The 16,830-nt window shown below is 39.2% G+C and carries 15 protein-coding genes; all 15 read left to right on the top strand.

What is annotated here, in order from left to right:
* Positions 1-388 precede the first annotated feature (388 nt).
* The 15 genes from BMZ58_RS12685 to BMZ58_RS12610 all read left to right on the top strand — a co-directional run bounded on the left by BMZ58_RS12685 (position 389) and on the right by BMZ58_RS12610 (position 16,827).
* Entirely contained in the window at positions 389-772 is a 384-nt protein-coding gene (locus BMZ58_RS12685) for a hypothetical protein (RefSeq protein ID WP_167360075.1), read from the top strand.
* 409 nt (positions 773-1,181) lie between these two features.
* The gene (locus BMZ58_RS12675) at positions 1,182-2,198 is read left to right on the top strand and encodes a LacI family DNA-binding transcriptional regulator (RefSeq protein WP_075036918.1); all 1,017 of its coding nucleotides are present in this window, start codon (positions 1,182-1,184) and stop codon (positions 2,196-2,198) included.
* Positions 2,199-2,221: 23 nt separating this feature from the next.
* Positions 2,222-2,989: an SDR family NAD(P)-dependent oxidoreductase gene (locus BMZ58_RS12670; protein ID WP_075036917.1), complete on the top strand. Its 768-nt coding sequence runs from the start codon at positions 2,222-2,224 to the stop codon at positions 2,987-2,989.
* 66 nt (positions 2,990-3,055) lie between these two features.
* On the top strand, positions 3,056-3,670 hold the full coding sequence (locus tag BMZ58_RS12665; protein WP_075036916.1) for a cupin domain-containing protein: 615 nt from the start codon (positions 3,056-3,058) through the stop codon (positions 3,668-3,670).
* A gap of 60 nt (positions 3,671-3,730) precedes the next feature.
* Entirely contained in the window at positions 3,731-4,966 is a 1,236-nt protein-coding gene (locus BMZ58_RS12660) for an iron-containing alcohol dehydrogenase (RefSeq protein ID WP_075036915.1), read from the top strand.
* Positions 4,932-6,365, top strand: a complete 1,434-nt coding sequence (locus BMZ58_RS12655) for an aldehyde dehydrogenase family protein (RefSeq protein WP_075036914.1) — start codon at positions 4,932-4,934, stop codon at positions 6,363-6,365. Before BMZ58_RS12660 ends, BMZ58_RS12655 begins: the two co-directional genes overlap by 35 nt.
* 34 nt (positions 6,366-6,399) lie before the next feature.
* The gene (locus BMZ58_RS12650) at positions 6,400-7,101 is read left to right on the top strand and encodes an alpha/beta fold hydrolase (protein WP_075036913.1); all 702 of its coding nucleotides are present in this window, start codon (positions 6,400-6,402) and stop codon (positions 7,099-7,101) included.
* Positions 7,102-7,142: 41 nt separating this feature from the next.
* Positions 7,143-7,904 carry an HpcH/HpaI aldolase family protein gene (locus BMZ58_RS12645; RefSeq protein WP_075036912.1) on the top strand — a complete coding sequence of 254 codons (762 nt, stop codon included), beginning with the start codon at positions 7,143-7,145 and terminating at the stop codon, positions 7,902-7,904.
* 109 nt (positions 7,905-8,013) lie between these two features.
* A complete protein-coding gene (locus tag BMZ58_RS12640; protein WP_075036940.1) occupies positions 8,014-9,381 on the top strand; it encodes an amidase in 1,368 nt (455 codons plus the stop codon).
* A 216-nt stretch (positions 9,382-9,597) separates the two neighbouring features.
* Positions 9,598-10,881, top strand: a complete 1,284-nt coding sequence (locus BMZ58_RS12635) for an ABC transporter substrate-binding protein (RefSeq protein ID WP_244151548.1) — start codon at positions 9,598-9,600, stop codon at positions 10,879-10,881.
* Between the two features lie 85 nt (positions 10,882-10,966).
* Positions 10,967-11,845, top strand: coding sequence for a carbohydrate ABC transporter permease (locus tag BMZ58_RS12630; RefSeq protein WP_075036910.1), 879 nt, complete (start codon positions 10,967-10,969; stop codon positions 11,843-11,845).
* 95 nt (positions 11,846-11,940) lie between these two features.
* Entirely contained in the window at positions 11,941-12,717 is a 777-nt protein-coding gene (locus BMZ58_RS12625; protein WP_244151546.1) for a carbohydrate ABC transporter permease, read from the top strand.
* A 38-nt stretch (positions 12,718-12,755) separates the two neighbouring features.
* The gene (locus BMZ58_RS12620) at positions 12,756-14,012 is read left to right on the top strand and encodes an ester cyclase (RefSeq protein WP_075036909.1); all 1,257 of its coding nucleotides are present in this window, start codon (positions 12,756-12,758) and stop codon (positions 14,010-14,012) included.
* A gap of 37 nt (positions 14,013-14,049) precedes the next feature.
* On the top strand, positions 14,050-15,309 hold the full coding sequence (hisD, locus tag BMZ58_RS12615; protein ID WP_075036908.1) for a histidinol dehydrogenase: 1,260 nt from the start codon (positions 14,050-14,052) through the stop codon (positions 15,307-15,309).
* Between the two features lie 237 nt (positions 15,310-15,546).
* The gene (locus BMZ58_RS12610; RefSeq protein ID WP_075036907.1) at positions 15,547-16,827 is read left to right on the top strand and encodes an ABC transporter substrate-binding protein; all 1,281 of its coding nucleotides are present in this window, start codon (positions 15,547-15,549) and stop codon (positions 16,825-16,827) included.
* The last annotated feature ends 3 nt before the right edge of the window (positions 16,828-16,830 follow it).

Genomic DNA, 16,830 nt, shown 5'->3' with positions numbered 1-16,830 from the left:
CCCCCGTGAGAGTAGGACGCCGCCACATCAACCGTCAACCCTTCAGGATTTATTTCCTGAAGGGTTTTTTCATATGATCATTTTTTTGGAGGAAGAGCCAGGGTGTTAAAAAATTCTTGCTTGTCCATCCATTTATTAATGTCACCTTTATACCAACTGGTTATCTTGATCGAAAATTTGTATTTCTACCCGTAAAACAATTTTTTAACCAATCATGTATTTTTTTAAAAGGATTAAAATTCTATATAACGAATTATAAAATACATATATTAAGAGGAGGGATATTATTGAAAAAAATACTGTAGCCTCGGCACTTTATATCATTGGGATTTCTGCGATAACGGTGGGGATATTATCAGGGTTATATTATGGGTTAAATGAAGAGTTTATGGTTCTAGGTGCCTTGCAAGGTATTATCGGTTTAACTTTATTTATTAACGGTGTAGTCTGGGGGATAGTATTTTTTGGTTTTTCTGAAGTTATCAAATTATTACAAGGGATATATAATCAACGAGAAGTCTCCCTCTCTGAAACAAATTCTTCTGTTAAGGAAACTCCATCAAACTTAAATATTAGTGATCTTCTGGGAGATAATGATGTAAAAATTTCTGAAGTAGTACGGAATGAAATTATAAGCTTTTACTCAAGTAAAGGATTGACTGTTCAAGAAATAGCCTGTACTGACAAAGAAGATTTTTTCTTAGTAACCGTAGATGGTAAAAATGAAACAGTAGAACTAGGTGGTTTTAATCCAGTTATTCACCCTTCATGAAAAAAGATATTCAGAAAGAATGTTTGGCTGACTCTAAATTAAGATCAGCTATTTTTGTTTACATTGGAATATTTTATCTGATGTATGGACATAGGGGTACCATATATATTGGGCATTGGAAAACCGAGTATCCTATTTTAGTTAGTCTCTCATTAGCTCACAGAACTATTGAGAGGTTTTTTTTCTTCCAAATTTTCAGCAATGGCGCATATATGTTCAGTGTTGTAGAGAGGTCATATAACCAAATCGATGTCGAAAAAATAAATAAAATAGAATAAATTTTCAGAATACATTGACAAAAACGGATTCTTCTTTTAAACTTGGAATTGTTTCGAATACGTATTCTATAACATTACAGCTTTATCCGAGAGAATGGGAAATAGCTGTTAGTTGAAAGGACTTTATCCAAATGAGGCTCACAGTTCATGACATCGCGCGTGTCGCAAATGTATCACAAGCCACTGTTTCAAAAGTACTTAATAACTATTCGGGGGTAAAAGAATCCACAAGAAAAAAAGTTACGGATGCCATTGAAGAGCTGAAATTCACACCGGATTCTGTTGCCAGAAGCATGGTTACGAATAAAACCAATACCTTAGGGTTGATTGTAGGTGATATATCCAATCCTTTTTTTGCAGAATCTGCTAAGATCATTATCGGAAAAGCTCAGGAGAAGGGGTATGATGTCATCATCAGTAACACAGATCATGATGATGAAAATTTAGAGAATGCTATTCAAACGTTGATTTCTAAGCGTGTGGATGGGATTATCATTTCTTCTATCAGCAGGTCAAGCATGAGAATAAAAAAATTGCATGAAAACGGATTCCCAATTGTTTTGTACAACAGTAGAGTAGAAGGGGATTCTTCTAATTCCGTAGTCCTTGATAATTATAGAGGAGCCGTTTTAGCTGTCGATCACTTAGTCGGATTAGGGCATCAAAACATTGCATTTATTGCAGGACCTACAAAATATTTAACAACCTATGAACGTTATTTAGGTTACCGGGAAGCTCTTGAGAAACACGGATTGGTCCTTAACACAGATCATGTTTATGATGGGGAATATGATTACAGGAAAGTTTACGATTTTTCTTACAATTTACTTAGCTCCCCTGATCGGCCGACTAGTTTTTTTGCCACATCTGATCAGATGGCTCTGGCTGTCATGGACGCGGCTGCTAGTAGAAAGATTAGTATTCCTCAAGAATTATCAGTCGTTGGATTTGACAATATGAGTATATCTGCAAACGCATACATTGGTCTCACAACTGTTTCACAACAAAAAGAAAATATGGCAGAACTTGCTCTCAAGAAACTGATATCTTTGATTGAAAAAACAGAATCAGATGCTCTATCCATTCAATTATCTTTGAAGCCTGAATTAATTGTCCGTAAGACCACTTCTGCACCAAATAAAAAGTAACTTCAGGAGGGAGGGAATAGAGGATGGAACCTGAGCATCTATTCAAGTTGGATGGTAAGGTTGCGATGGTGACAGGGGCGAGTAAAGGAATCGGCAAAGATATCGCAAAACTTCTAGCCCGTGCTGGTGCGGATCTCGCCCTCGTAGCAAGAAACAAAGAAGAACTGGAGAATGTTGCAGCTGAAATAAAGGCATTGGGGAAAGATGCATTCATTCTGCCTTTTGATTTGTCAGTCATCCATGACATTCCGACAATAGTAAAGAGAGTAATAGATTATTTTGGGCACCTTGATATTCTAATCAATAATGCAGGATTGAATATTCCAAAAGAAGCAGAAAGTGTGACAGAGGACGACTGGGATAAAGTGATGGATATTAACTTGAAAAGCGTTTTCTTCTTATCTAAAGAAGTAGGACATTATATGAGAGAACAGCAATATGGAAAAATCATAAATATGTCATCTCAAATGGCCTTCGTCGGCTATTTTAAAAGAACCGCTTATAGTGCCAGCAAGGGAGGGGTTACGCAGTTGACGAAATCCCTTGCCATTGAATGGGCGCAGGACCAAATCAATGTAAATGCGATAGCCCCAACGTTTATTGAAACGGATATGACAAGACCTATGTTTGAAGATGATCGTTTCAAACAGGAAATTCTTAATCGAATTCCATTAGGCAGGTTAGCAAAGACGGAAGATTTATATGGTTCTGTACTCTTTTTAGCATCAGATTCTTCAAGCATGGTTACAGGACATACGATCCGTGTCGATGGCGGCTGGACGGTATGGTAATGGGAAAAAGAATATTTTTTTAGTTTTTATCGAATACGTATTCCAAAAATCGGAAGGGGAATTATGATGGAAGATACCAAAAAAACTAACATTACAAATGAAGAAATGGAAAACAACTGGATTGTACGGTTCGACGAAATGAAGGAAAGAGGCATTCCTTTAATGTTTATTGACAGCATTTTACCAGGTCATCAGCGTCTCAATTATGCATTAGTTGGGGATACCGCAAGCGAAAATCCAGAATATAACCCGATCATTACGGAACCACATGGTTTTCAGATTGGGATGGTGAAAGCCCCGCCAGGAAACGGTCCGGCTTACCATACGCACGATTATATTGAAGCTTTCCTTCCTCTTACAGGAGATTGGCGCTTCTATTGGGGGAACAGCCCGGATGAGATTGAAGGGGAAACCATTATTGGACCATGGGATCTTATATCTTTGCCTCCCCACCTTTATAGAGGTTTTGAGAATATCAGTGATGAAGATGCATGGTGCTTTGCTGTTTTGGAACAACATGAAGTTTTTGATAAACGGGATCCCAAGTGGGCACCGCAGATAGTTAAAAGAGCGGCCGAACATAACTTTAATGCAGATGAAAAAGGTAAAATGATTCCACCGGAAAACTTTAAAGAATTAGAAAAACAAATGGCTGAGAAACTTCGAATGGGTAAAAAGTAAGCGTTTACCTTTGCGGTTTTGAAACGATAACTCAAATGATAGGAAGGAGGAGGAGATACCTTGACACTTCAAAATGTGTTTGATTTTCATATGCCCAAAGTACTTCGAACGGGAGCAGGTTCCTTCTTGACATTGGCAGAGGAAGTCGAAAAATTTCATCCTGAAAAAGTAGGGGTCATTAGTGATAGAGGGTTGGAGAAGGCAGGCCTGGTGGATAGATTAGTAGACTCTATTGATCAAGTTCCAGATTCTATCGTCACATTTACGGATATCCAGGGGGAACCGACGTTTAAGCTTGTGGGTGAAGTTGTAGAGAAAATGAAAATGGAAGCGTGTGATCTCATTATCGGAATCGGGGGAGGCAGTGCTTTAGATGTAGCGAAAGCAACCGCTGCCTTAATGGATAAGGAAAATATCACCCCATACTTGAACGGTGAGTTAACAATCGAGTCCAGAACAGTTCCTAGTATTCTTCTCCCTACCACGTCTGGTACAGGCTCGGAAGTTACGATGAATGCTATATTTGGAGATGAAGAAGAACAATTAAAGCGTGGCATCGTCAGTGCTTCTCTTTTACCGGACGTCTCCATTGTCGACCCTGAATTGACCATATCCTGTCCGCCAAGAGTTACAGCATCATCCGGAGTAGATGCTTTTACTCATGCTATTGAGTCCTATGTTGCTGTAAAAGCAAATCCATTAACAAAGATGTATGCGGAAAAAGCGATGAAATTATTTGGACCGAACATCCACAGGGCCGTGCATAATGGCGATAAGGATTTAAAAGCCAGAGAAGGGATGAGCCTGGTCAGTTTATTCGGGGGGATTTCGCTGGCAAATGCAGGGGTAGGTGCTGTGCATGCGCTGGCTTACCCTTTAGGTGGAAAATATAAAATTGAACATGGGGTAGCGAACGCGCTGCTTTTACCCTATGTATTGGAAGTGACAGGGAAGACTTGTGCTACAGAAATGGTTCAAATAGCAAAGTTTCTTCAACTGGGAGATTATGATGAAAACCCCCATGAAGCTCTGGATGAAGTAGTTGGTTATTTGTATGAGCTACTGGACCAGTTAGACTTACCTAGTTCTCTATCAGAACTGGGTGTAGAAGAAGCTTCCTTGAATTTGCTGGCCGATCAGGCATCGAAGGTGGAGAGACTCTTATCCAATACTCCATTTAACTTATCAAAGGATAAGATAACTAAAATTTATCAAAATGCCTATCATGGTTTGCCACAAATGAGAAGGGAGGAGGTACAGAATGTTGAAAGAACGACAGGCCAAACTGTACATTAACGGAAAATGGCAAGAGGGGAGCGACTATTATGAGTTGAAATCTCCTTATAATGGTGATTTTATTACGGAAGTTTCTCTTACTACGCCACAAGAGGTGGAAGAAGCATTAGTGAGTGCAGAAAGAGGAAAAGAAAAAATCAAAAACTTGACTTCCCTTGAACGTTCAAAAATTCTTGAAAAAGCTTCGGCTATTTTTGAAGAGAGGTTGGAAGAATGCGCCCAAATACTGACACTGGAAAATGCCAAGCCTATTAAATCAGCAAGGGGAGAAATACGGAGAACGATAGAAACGTATAAGTTTGCCGCAGAGGAAGCAAAACGGGTTCATGGGGAAACGATTCCGATGGATGCAGCAGCCTCCGGAGCGGGGCGACTCGCTTATACGAGAAAAGAACCTTTGGGGATCATCGCTGCTATTACCCCATTCAATTTTCCATTTAATCTTGTTGCCCATAAATTGGGACCAGCCATCGCAAGTGGTAATTCTGTAGTGTTGAAACCAGCCTATCAGACTCCTCTCTCTGCATTACTAACAGCAGAAATTTTCGAAGAAGCTGGTTTACCTCCAGGTGTTTTGAATGTGGTGACAGGACGCGGGAGTATGATAGGAGATATTCTTGTACAAGATCCCCGGGTGAATATGGTTACATTCACAGGTAGTTTAGAAGTAGGACTTGGTATAAAGGCAAAAGCAGGATTAAAGAAAGTAACATTAGAACTTGGCTCCAATTCAGGTTTAATTGTAGATAGCACGGATGATTTGGATGAGGTTGTAGCAAAAAGTGTGGTAGGATCTTTTGCTTTTGCCGGCCAGGTTTGTATTTCTATCCAACGCATTTATGTTCAGCAGAGGCTTTATGATGAGTTTGTCTCGAAATTTGTGGAGCAAACGAAAAAATTGGTGACAGGTGATCCTAGAGATGAAAATACCGATATTTCTGCGATGATCCATTTTAATGAAGCGGAAAGAATAGAGCAATGGATAGAAGAAGCAAAAACTTCAAATGCGAAGATTCTTTGCGGTGGTACGAGAGAAGGCTCCTTATTCGAACCTACTATTATTACGGAAGCTTCATCCAATCTGTCCATAAATTCAGATGAAGCATTTGCCCCAATTGTGACGATCCAACCATACCAGGAGTGGGAGGAAGCAGTTACGATGATAAACGATTCATCGTATGGATTACATGCAGGTGTGTTTACCACTTCAATGGAAAAAGCGTTTGATGCTGCGGAACGAATGGAAGTCGGTGGGGTATTGATCAACGATATTCCTTCCTTCCGTGTGGATCACATGCCTTATGGAGGTGTGAAAAATAGCGGGATAGGTAAAGAGGGCATCAAATACTCCGTTGAAGAAATGCTGAACTTGAAAATGGTAGGGTTTAATTTTGGCTAGTCATTTTTAATTGTACATGGAAAGGTTGAACGAGATGAATAAGCCTCCACTTATTTTATTACCTGGTACCCTTTGTGATAAAAGGTTATGGCAGCACCAAGTTGAAAATCTCTCCAGCTTAGCGGACGTATCCGTAGTCATGTTAACGGAAGATGATTCTATTGAAGATATGGCCCGTAGAGTACTGAAGGAAGCACCCGAGCGTTTTGCACTTGCTGGTTTGTCTTTAGGGGGCATCGTAGCGTTAGAAATTGTGAAGCAGGCTCCGGAAAGAGTTCTAAAGCTTGCCTTACTGGATACAAACCCGCGATCTCCCCGGGAAGAACAAGCGGAAACCTGGGAGAAGTTCATAGACATGGCTGAAAGTGGGGAGTTCAGGCAAATCACAAAGGATTACTTGTTGCCCGTATTGATTCATCCTGACAGTCAAAAAAATGAGGAACTGACTTCTGAGATAGTAAAAATGGCAGACAACATTGGAAAGTCTGCAATGGTTCGGCAAATGAGAGCATTAATAAGTAAACCGGATGGGCGCGCGGCATTGAACAAAATAGGGTGTCCAACACTTGTGATGACAGGAGAAAATGACACAGTATGCACAATGGATATGCATGTGGAACTGGCTGAGAATATAAAGAATTCGAAGCTTGTAACGATTGATCATTGTGGTCATTTAAGTAGCATGGAGCAACCAGAAGCGGTCTCAGCTGTCCTTCAATATTGGCTCCAATGTTAGCTGGTACGTATTTGCTTTTTTAAAAAGGAGTTAACTATACCATGAGTAATCACATAAAGGACAAAATTAACAATGACGAAAGAGTTATGGGAGCCTTTATTAACATGTATGCTCCTTCCCTGGTGGAAATGATAGGATACGCTGGCTTTGATTTTCTGATCATTGATGATGAGCATGGAAGCTTCAGTTCTTCCGAATTGGAACACATGATCAGGGCTGCAGAAGTTGTGAATTTGACTCCTGTTGTCCGCGTTTCCTACAATCCCTCAAGTATTCAAAAAGCTCTGGATCGAGGGGCAAAAGGTATTCAAGTTCCTATGGTCAACAGTAAAGAAGAAGCGGAAGAAGTCGTCAAGAAGGTGAAATTCCCGCCACTGGGGAACAGAGGGACAGCATTTTCTATCCGTCCTGCTAAGTTTGGTAAGGATAAAGGCAAAGAATATATAGAGAGAACAAACGATGAAGTATTAATCGCAGTCCATATCGAAACGGAAAAAGCTGTACAAAATTTTTTGGAGATTATGGACGTACCCGGTATCGATATAGCCTTTATCGGTTCGACCGATTTATCGGTTAACATGGGTTATGCAGGAGATATAACACATCCACATGTGCAAGAAGTTATGGAAGAGTTGTTTGAAAAAGGAAAGAAGAACGGGGTACGAATGGGCGCAGTATCAGGTAATGAAAAAGGAATAAAAGAAGGTTACTTGAAAGGAGCTTCTTATATGGGAGTCGTAGCTAATTCTTTCATTATGGCTGCATTGGAAAAGGCAGTTCAAACAAAGGAAAATTACGATTGAACTTGTCATTGTGACACAGGACAAGTTGGTTCATGAATAGAGGCCTTTTAGTACGCCTTCCATAAAGAATAGGAAAAGTTTAACTGGAGCGTGGATGGATGTGGCAAATATGACGATTGAAGAATTGGTTAAGGGTTACAAGAACCAGGAGTATTCGCCGGTAGAGATAACCAATAAACACTTAGATCAATGTAGAATCTATAACGCTGAATACAACGCTTTTATTACTATTTGTGAAGAGAGCGCTTTGAGTGAAGCCAAACGAATCGAAGCTACCATGATGAATAATAGAGGGGAACAAGGTATTCTTCAAGCAGTCCCCATCTCTTATAAGGATTCTATTGATACAGAAGGAATTAGAACGACGAATGGTTCCCTCATTCACAAAAATCGTATCGCGACTGAGGATGCAAACGTAGTAAAGGTATTAAAAGAAACCGGTGCTTTAAATCTCGGGAAAAACAATATGTATGAATATGGATTTGGAATTACTTCTGACAACCCTTTCTACGGCCCAGTTAAAAACCCGTGGAATACAGATTATATGGCTGGTGGTTCCAGTGGAGGGTCTGCAGCAGCTGTAGTAGCGAACCTTAGTATGGCATCGATAGGTACGGATACAGCAGGATCGATTCGCGTCCCGGCAGCTTGTTGTGGTGTGATCGGTTTAAAGCCGACATATAACCTGATTCCAATGAATGGAGTAATGCCGCTGTCATGGACACTCGACCACGTTGGACCGATCACAAAAACCGTAAGTGACTTAAATATTGTTATGGAGGCGCTTACTAAAAGGCCTTATAAGAAGTCAGGAAAGGAAGGCATAAAAGGATTAAAAATCGGAGTTCCTAATCAGCATTTTAATGAAGGGTTAAATGAAGAAATACGAACGTTATATCATAAAGCTCTTAAAGATTATGAAAGAATAGGAGCTGAACTTGTTGCGGTAGATATGCCGTTTGCTACGGAATCAATAGACATCGCCACTACAATTGCCACTGCAGAAGTCGGTTATACACATAATGAGTTAATAAAAACGTCGCTTGATCTCTACGGGGAGGGTGCCAAAGAAACGTTTGATAAGAGCCGGTCCATCTCTTCTTTTGAGTATATTGAAGCTTTAAAAAAACGGGAGATAATGAGTCATAAAGTAAGTGAATTATACGAGAGTATCGATGTAATCGCTACCCCCACTCTCCCTGTGCCAACGACAAAGCTTGGCGAGAGTGAAGTGGATTTTGGTTATTCAAAAGAAAAAGTAGGGGATTGTATGATTCGGTACACGTGTTTATTTGATATAACCGGTCACCCAGCCCTGTCTCTTCCTTGTGGTATAACTAATGACTCGATGCCTGTTGGTCTGCAGCTTATATCAAACCATTACCAAGAAGATGTATTAATGAATGCAGCTCACATGTATGAAAAATATTACTTGAATGACTTTTATCAATTGAGAAATTCTTTAACCTCTCACTAAGATTAGTGATAAATGAAAAGATTGAAGCACTATCGAATCCATTTATAGAATACGTATTCGGTAAAATTTAGGTGGTGGTATGTGAGAGCCTATGAGTTTGTCTTTTATTCAAAAATAACGGCTAAACTACCGTGGTCCCTATAGGATGAACGTAATAAACCTTTAGAAAGGGTTGATGGAATGATTAAAAGGAAAAATGTCTCGACGATAATCAGTATGCTTTTAATTCTTTCCTTTTTGATAGCGGGTTGCAGTTCTTCAAGCAGTGGAGGAAGCTCTGATGATAATAAGATTTCTGTCCTTCTTTCAGCAGGAGAAGTTGGACAATTTAATGCCTGGCAAGCAAGGACCGAAGAGTTTACAAAAGAGACAGGCATTGAAGTGGAGTATATTATAGTACCCTACGAAAATTTGTTGGAAGATATAACTACAGCTGGTATCTCAGGTAGCGGCGCGTATGATGTTGTCGCATACCTGGACACTATGGGCCCTTCTATTCAACAGTTTCTTGAACCCCTTAATGAATATGCGGAAGAAGACGATTTTGAGTTCAACCGATGGCCGGAAGCTGTTCTTAATCTATCGACCTATGATGATAAAGTATATAGTTTACCAGTAAGATCACATGTTCAAATGCTGTTTTACCGCAAAGATATATTTGAAGAATTAAACATCGATAGCCCGGAAACATGGGAAGAACTAGTTTCAGCTGGACAAAAAGTCCAGGACAATACAGATCTATCAGGAATTGTTCCGTATTACGGCGCAGGGAATAATGGACAAAACCTCTATATGTGGACTTCTTATTTATGGAGTAATGGAGGGGAGATATTTGACGAAAATATGAAACCCGTATTTAACAATAAGAACGGGGTCGAAGCAACAGAACGTTACATTAGTCTTTTAGATACGATCGCTCCAGCCGGTTCAAAAACATTTGGAGAACAAGACGCTAGAACTAATTTCCAAAATGGTAAATCAGCTATGTGGATAGGCTGGTGGTGGGCATACAGTGGTTTCAATAGTGATGGTTCAGAATTGGCGGATAATGTAGGTTTTGCTCAAGTTCCTAAATGGGACGGAAAAGAAAGTGTTTCAAACGTTAGTTCTTTTCCAATGGCAATGACCAAAGGATCTCAAAACAAAGATGCTGCTTGGGAGTACCTTAAATGGCTGGCGGAACCTGAAATGGAAAAAGATATTGTGATGGACACTCTAACGAATGAGTCTCCAGCTGAACAACATTCCATTGTTGTTACACAGAAAGCTAACTTAAAAGATGAAAAATTAAACGAGCTTTCCGACAACTTTTATAATGTAGGTCTTAAAAATTTCCAAAGCGCTAAAACATTTCCTACCATCCCGGAATGGCCACAAGTGGCTGATATTCTTAGCACGGCCATGAACGAGATGGCCACAGGTAAAGAGGTTAAGCCTACCTTGGATCAAGCTGCACAAAGAATTGAAGAATTGATGAAAGAACAAGGCTATTATGAATAATGGTGATTGAAAAGTTTATTATTAATTGGGATTTGGAAGGTTTTACTCTTCCAAATCTTAATTAATAAACATAGGGGGAGTGACGTTGAAAAACAAGTTATTTAAATATATCTTACTGATCCCCGCTTTTATTTTGTTAGCGTTGACCACATTTTATCCTCTTGTGAGGTCATTTTGGATCAGTCTCCATGATTGGGACTTAAAAGAGACCGCTGAAATGGGTCCGTTCGTTGGTATTAATAATTATTTAAACGCTTTTTCCGATTATCAGTTTTGGAATACGTTAAAGGCAACCCTTATTTTTACAGGAAGTACTGTCATTACAACGATTGTATTAAGTATACTTGTGGGTTTATTACTCAGTAAAGAAAAAAAACATTTATCGTTTATCCGGGCTGTATTAATCATTCCATTTGCAGTCAGTCCAGCTTTAATCGGCTATTCCTGGCGGTTCATGCTCAATCCAGATTATGGTTTGTTTGATAGAATAATAGGTTTTTTCATACCAGCCTTGTCTGATGTGATTTGGTTATCGCACGAAGCAACAGCCATGGTTGCTCTTGTATCTGTAGTGGTGTGGATATTCATGCCTTTTATCAGCCTGATGTTCATCAGTGCATTGATGGGGATGCCAAAGGAAGTATTTGAAGCAGCAAAAGTGGATGGAGCTTCCTCGATGCAAACTTTTTTCCGTATTACGTTACCTATGTTACAACCGATCATTCTTATTGCAACGATCCTGACTACAATGTTTACATTAAAAGCATTTGATCCAATAGTTACACTTACACAAGGAGGACCTGGAGCTTCAACCTCTGTTCTAAATTTCTTCATTTATAAAACTGGATTCCAATTCTTTAATTTGGGTTATTCTGCAGCATTGGGATATATCTTAGCCGGAATAACGATGGTAGTCGTTATTGTTTATATGAGAAGGCTTGTGAAAGGAGACCAGTGGAACTAATGAATTCCCAAATGAATCTAGAGAAACAACCAAAAAAGGCAGAAAACCGTAGAAGTATAAGAAAGATCTTTCCTTCTATTCTGGAGAATATAAGTGTGCTTTTGATCGTACTTTTCCTTTTTGTACCGATATTTTGGATCTTCCTTACTTCGTTTAAACCTTATGAGGAAGTTTTTACTACCAGTATATTTTTTCAACCTACATTAGAAAATTATCTGGCTGTTTTCAGTTCCTCCTTCGATTTAGGGAAGTACTATTCAAACAGTACGATTGTAGTTGTTGTCACATTACTTATTACATTAGTGGTTAGTGTATTAGCCTCTTACAGTCTTTCCAGATTCTATATCCCAGGAAAGCAAATAATTATGTTTGGTATATTGGCAACTCAATTCATTCCATTAATCATTAATGTCATTCCTTATTTCGTCATGTTTCGGAATTTGGGTCTTTTAGACACAACCTTAGGTCTGATTATTGTGAACTTAGGCCATACCATTCCCTACGCAATATGGCTTATTAAAGGATTTATGGACAGGATACCTATAGCTATTGAAGAACAAGCCAGTATTGATGGCGCTAGCAGATTAAGGATTATATGGAGTATTCTATTACCTCTTGCCAAACCTGGAATCATAACAGCCTCTGTATTTTGCTTCGTTATTATTTGGAATGAATTCATGTTTGCATTAATTCTGACCAATCGGGAAGCAGTTACGTTACCAGTTGCCCTACAGTTTTTCATTGGAGAAGAAGGTGTGATATGGAACCAAATGGCAGCAGCTGGAACACTTTTCATTTTGCCTACTGTGGTATTTATGTTATTGGTTCGTAAGCAATTTGTTCAAGGGATGACCTCAGGTTCTATCAAGTAAATAACATGTGAAATATTTCTAAAAAGGATGGGTTTTAAATGGTAAAAAAAAGCGATGGTCAACAGGAAAGAACTAATATGGAAGATTTAAAGGATAAGGAAGAACGGAGAGAAAAAGGCCAGGATGAAATAGTCTCCTTACGTAATAAAGTTTTCTATGCGGATAGTAGAGAAGTGAATCGGATCGATCACAGAGATAATCAAGATTATTTAAACATGAACGAGCAGGAATTGAAAAAGCAAAGCATGGAAGGTTTTGACGATGAATACAACAACATTGTCGACTATATCGTCAAGATTACCAGGCAGATTTGGAAGGAAAAAGATATCGGTTTGATATATGACACGTATAGTACCGATATACAAATTCATAAAGGAAGAATTAATAGCCATGGGGTGAATGAAGTGATTTCCGGTACGTTGCAGACATTACAGGCATTTCCTGATCGGAAGGGCTCAGGCTGGAGTGTAGTGTGGTCCGGTAATGATAAAGATGGTTTCTTCACATCCCACCGTGGTCGTTCCATAGCTACCAATACAGGTGATAGCTTTTACGGACCTGCAACAGGAAAAAAAGTCATGTTCCGGACTACGGCTGATTGCCTTATACATTCCAATAAAATTTATGAAGAATGGTTAGTAATGGATACGTATCATCTCGTTCTGCAGTTGGGATATGACCCAATTGAAGTAGCGAAAATAATGGCTAAAAATACAAAAAAACTAGCTCCTCCTTTGAACTTTGGTCTTTCGGAAACTGCAGAAGTAGGGTTGCCACCTAAAGTTTATGTTCCTGAGCATAAAGGGTTTGAAATTGGTGATTTTATGCTGCAAGTTTTTAACCGCATATGGGAAAGACGATCAATTAATTATATTAAAGAGTTTTATGAAGATAATGCTACACTACATTTTGTTTGTAATAGAGACTTAGTTGGATTCAATGAAATTCAAGGTATGTTCATCAGCTTCTTCGCTTCCGTACCCAATGCAAAAGTACTAATAGATCGTGTTACTTGTAACAGACGAGAAACAGACGGAGAGTATGATGTTGCTGTACGTTGGAGAATTCAAGGAATCCATGAAGGTACTGGATACTTTGGAGCACCAAGTGGGAAACCTATCGAAATATATGGGATCAACCACTATAAGATTAAAGATGAAAAAATAACCGAAGAATGGTTTTTATTTGATGGCATGGAAGTATTAAGACAAATTCACATGGAGACAAACGAGGATGAAGACCAGGAAGACGGTGTTAATACAAGTGAAGATGGAAATTTCACAGGTGTCTCCTAATCAAATGATTAATAAGAGAAAAAATGGAGGGATAGATATGGAATTCTTAAAACAAGCTGAAATTCAAGAAAGTGATCAATCGGCAGACACGGAGAAAATTGTAAAAGACATTATTTCCAATGTCCGCTCTAATGGAGACGAAGCGGTTAAGAAATATGAGGAAACACTAAGTAATTCTTTCCGGCCCTTGAAGGTAGAGGAAGATGAAATTAAAGAGAGTACAGATTCACTTTCTCCAGAAATAAAAACACTAATAGAGCGTGTGGTAGAAAGAGTATCCTCATTCGCGGAGGCGCAACTTGAATGTCTTACTCCTTTTGAGAAAGAATTTGGACCAGGAATTCGTATGGGACACAAAATCATACCAATCGAGAAGGTTGGAGCATACGTTCCGGGAGGGCGCTTTCCTCTCCTTTCGTCTGGTCCGATGGTAGTTGCCCCTGCAAAGGTAGCGGGAGCTAAACAAATTGTAGCCTGCAGCCCGGCTAACTACAAAGGGGGAATTCACCCCGCTGTCCTGTATGGACTTAAGTGTTCAGGTGCTGATCATATATATGCCATTGGTGGGGCGCAAGCTATTTCAGCAATGGCATACGGGACGGAAACTATCCCAGAGGTAGATGTTATTGGAGGGCCGGGTAATCGCTTTGTAGCTGAGGCTAAAAGACAAGTTTTCGGCAAGGTGGGTATCGATTTAATTGCAGGTCCAAGCGAGATTCTTGTCTTTGCTGATGAGACTGCTGAGCCTAAAAAATGTGCGGCCGATTTATTAGCTCAAGCCGAACATGACCCAAATGCACGAGCGATTATAGTATCTACTTCCCGCACAATAGCGACCCGAACAATAGAAGAGGTTAACACTTATCTTAAAGAGTTCTCTTCAGATTCTCCTGCTCACGAATCCTGGGCTAATATGGGAGAAGTGATTTATGCTGAGTCTATGAATGAGGGTATAAGAATTTGTAATGAAATAGCTATTGAACATCTTCATTTACATCTAAAAGATAGTAGAAGTATCATGGATCAATTTACTAACTATGGATCGATCTTTCTTGGTGCAGATAGTTCTGTGGTTTTTTCTGATAAAGTCTCTGGAACGAACCACACATTACCGACACAGAAAGCGGCTCGCTATACGGGAGGCCTTTGGGTTGGAAACTATGTAAAGGTAGCCACACACCAGGAAATCACTGGTGAGGGAATTGAATATTTAGCTGATCATTCTACTAAACAATCAAATGTAGAAGGTTTAGAAGGACATCATTTATCAGCAGCCGTTCGACTGTCTGATATGTAAGATGTAAATTAAGTTTTTGAAGTTAGCTTTAGCATATAAAATGATAGTTTCCTATAGAGATAATCCTTTGTATACATCTTACGAGCTCAGAGATTTTTCTTCTTTAAATTCAGTAAAGTAGTATACTTTGCTAATTTGTCCATTTTCTTGAATATAACTAGCAAAAAGTTTTGGGGAATAATTTGCGCTTTAGGAACACTTAATGAGTATTTCAAATGATCTTTGAGGGGTGGAAAAATGAAAAAGAAGGTTCACTTTGGACTGCTGGCGGCTTTTTCTTTACTAATGGTGACTCTGATAGGGTGTTCAACAAGTGCAGGCTCGGAAGATAAAATTACGGTTGACGTTTTTCAATACAAGGTAGAACTTAAAGAGGAAATAGAAGAATTAGCAAAAATGTATGAAGAAGAAAATCCAGACGTCAAAATTAATGTGCAAACTCTTGGCGGAGGTAGTAACTATGGACAGTCTCTTGTTACAAAGTTCTCTTCTTCTGAAGAACCTGACATCTTTAACGTTGCCGGACCTTCAGAGGTAGCAAATTACCGTGAGCACTTAGCTGATTTATCTGATACAAAATCTGTAGAAACAGCGCTCGATGGAACACTAAATGGTGTTACGGATGGGGAAGAAGTCCTGGGAATCCCATTAAACCAAGAAGGTTATGGCCTAATTTATAACAAAAAAGTTTTGGAAGAAGCTGGTGTTGATCCTGATAGTATTAAAACATATGAGGATTTAAAAGCGGCTGCGGAAACGATTGATAAACAAAAAGATAGTTTGGGTATTGAGGCTGTGTTTGCTGAACCGGGGGCGGAAAAATGGCCAATGGGTTTCCATTTAGCAAATTCTTACTTAGCTCCAGAGTTTAATAATGATATTTCAGAGGCATACAATTCTGAAACAGTTGAGTTTGAAAGAGGAGACGAACTTAAGAGAATGCTGGATTTAATCAATGAATATGGGGCACAACCAATTTTAAGTATTAGCTATTCTCAACAAGTTGAAGAACTCTTTGCTTTAGGGAAGGTTGCGATGATCAAACAGGGTAACTGGGTTTACAACTCCATTTATGAAATTGATCCTGAATTCGCAGAGAACAACATTGGAATCATACCTTTACCGGTAGAAGGATTTGAAGGGACCATTCCGGTTGGAGTAGCGATGTACTGGGGTGTAAATAAGACAGCAGATGAAGAAGTAATTCAAGCAAGTAAAGATTTCCTGGATTGGATGAATACTTCTGAAACGGGTAAACAGTATGTGATGGAGGAATTCAAGTTTATTCCAGCCTTTGAAGGCTATGAAACATCTATGATATCTGACCCAATTTCTAAGGAAATTTATGAATATGCAGCCTCAGGTGAAGTAATGGGGTGGGTATTTAATGGATTCCCTGTTAGTTGGCCAGGTGGAGCGCTCCCTGTTAATATGCAAAAATATTTAGGTGGTAAAATAACTTGGGAAGAAATGATTGATGATTCTCAAGAAAAATGGGTAGAACTTCGTGAAAATTAACTA

The organism is Halobacillus dabanensis, assembly GCF_900114165.1.
Lineage (GTDB): Bacteria > Bacillota > Bacilli > Bacillales > Halobacillaceae > Halobacillus > Halobacillus dabanensis.
Note: the sequence above shows the minus strand (reverse complement) of the source record. Positions and strands in the feature narration are given on the sequence as shown.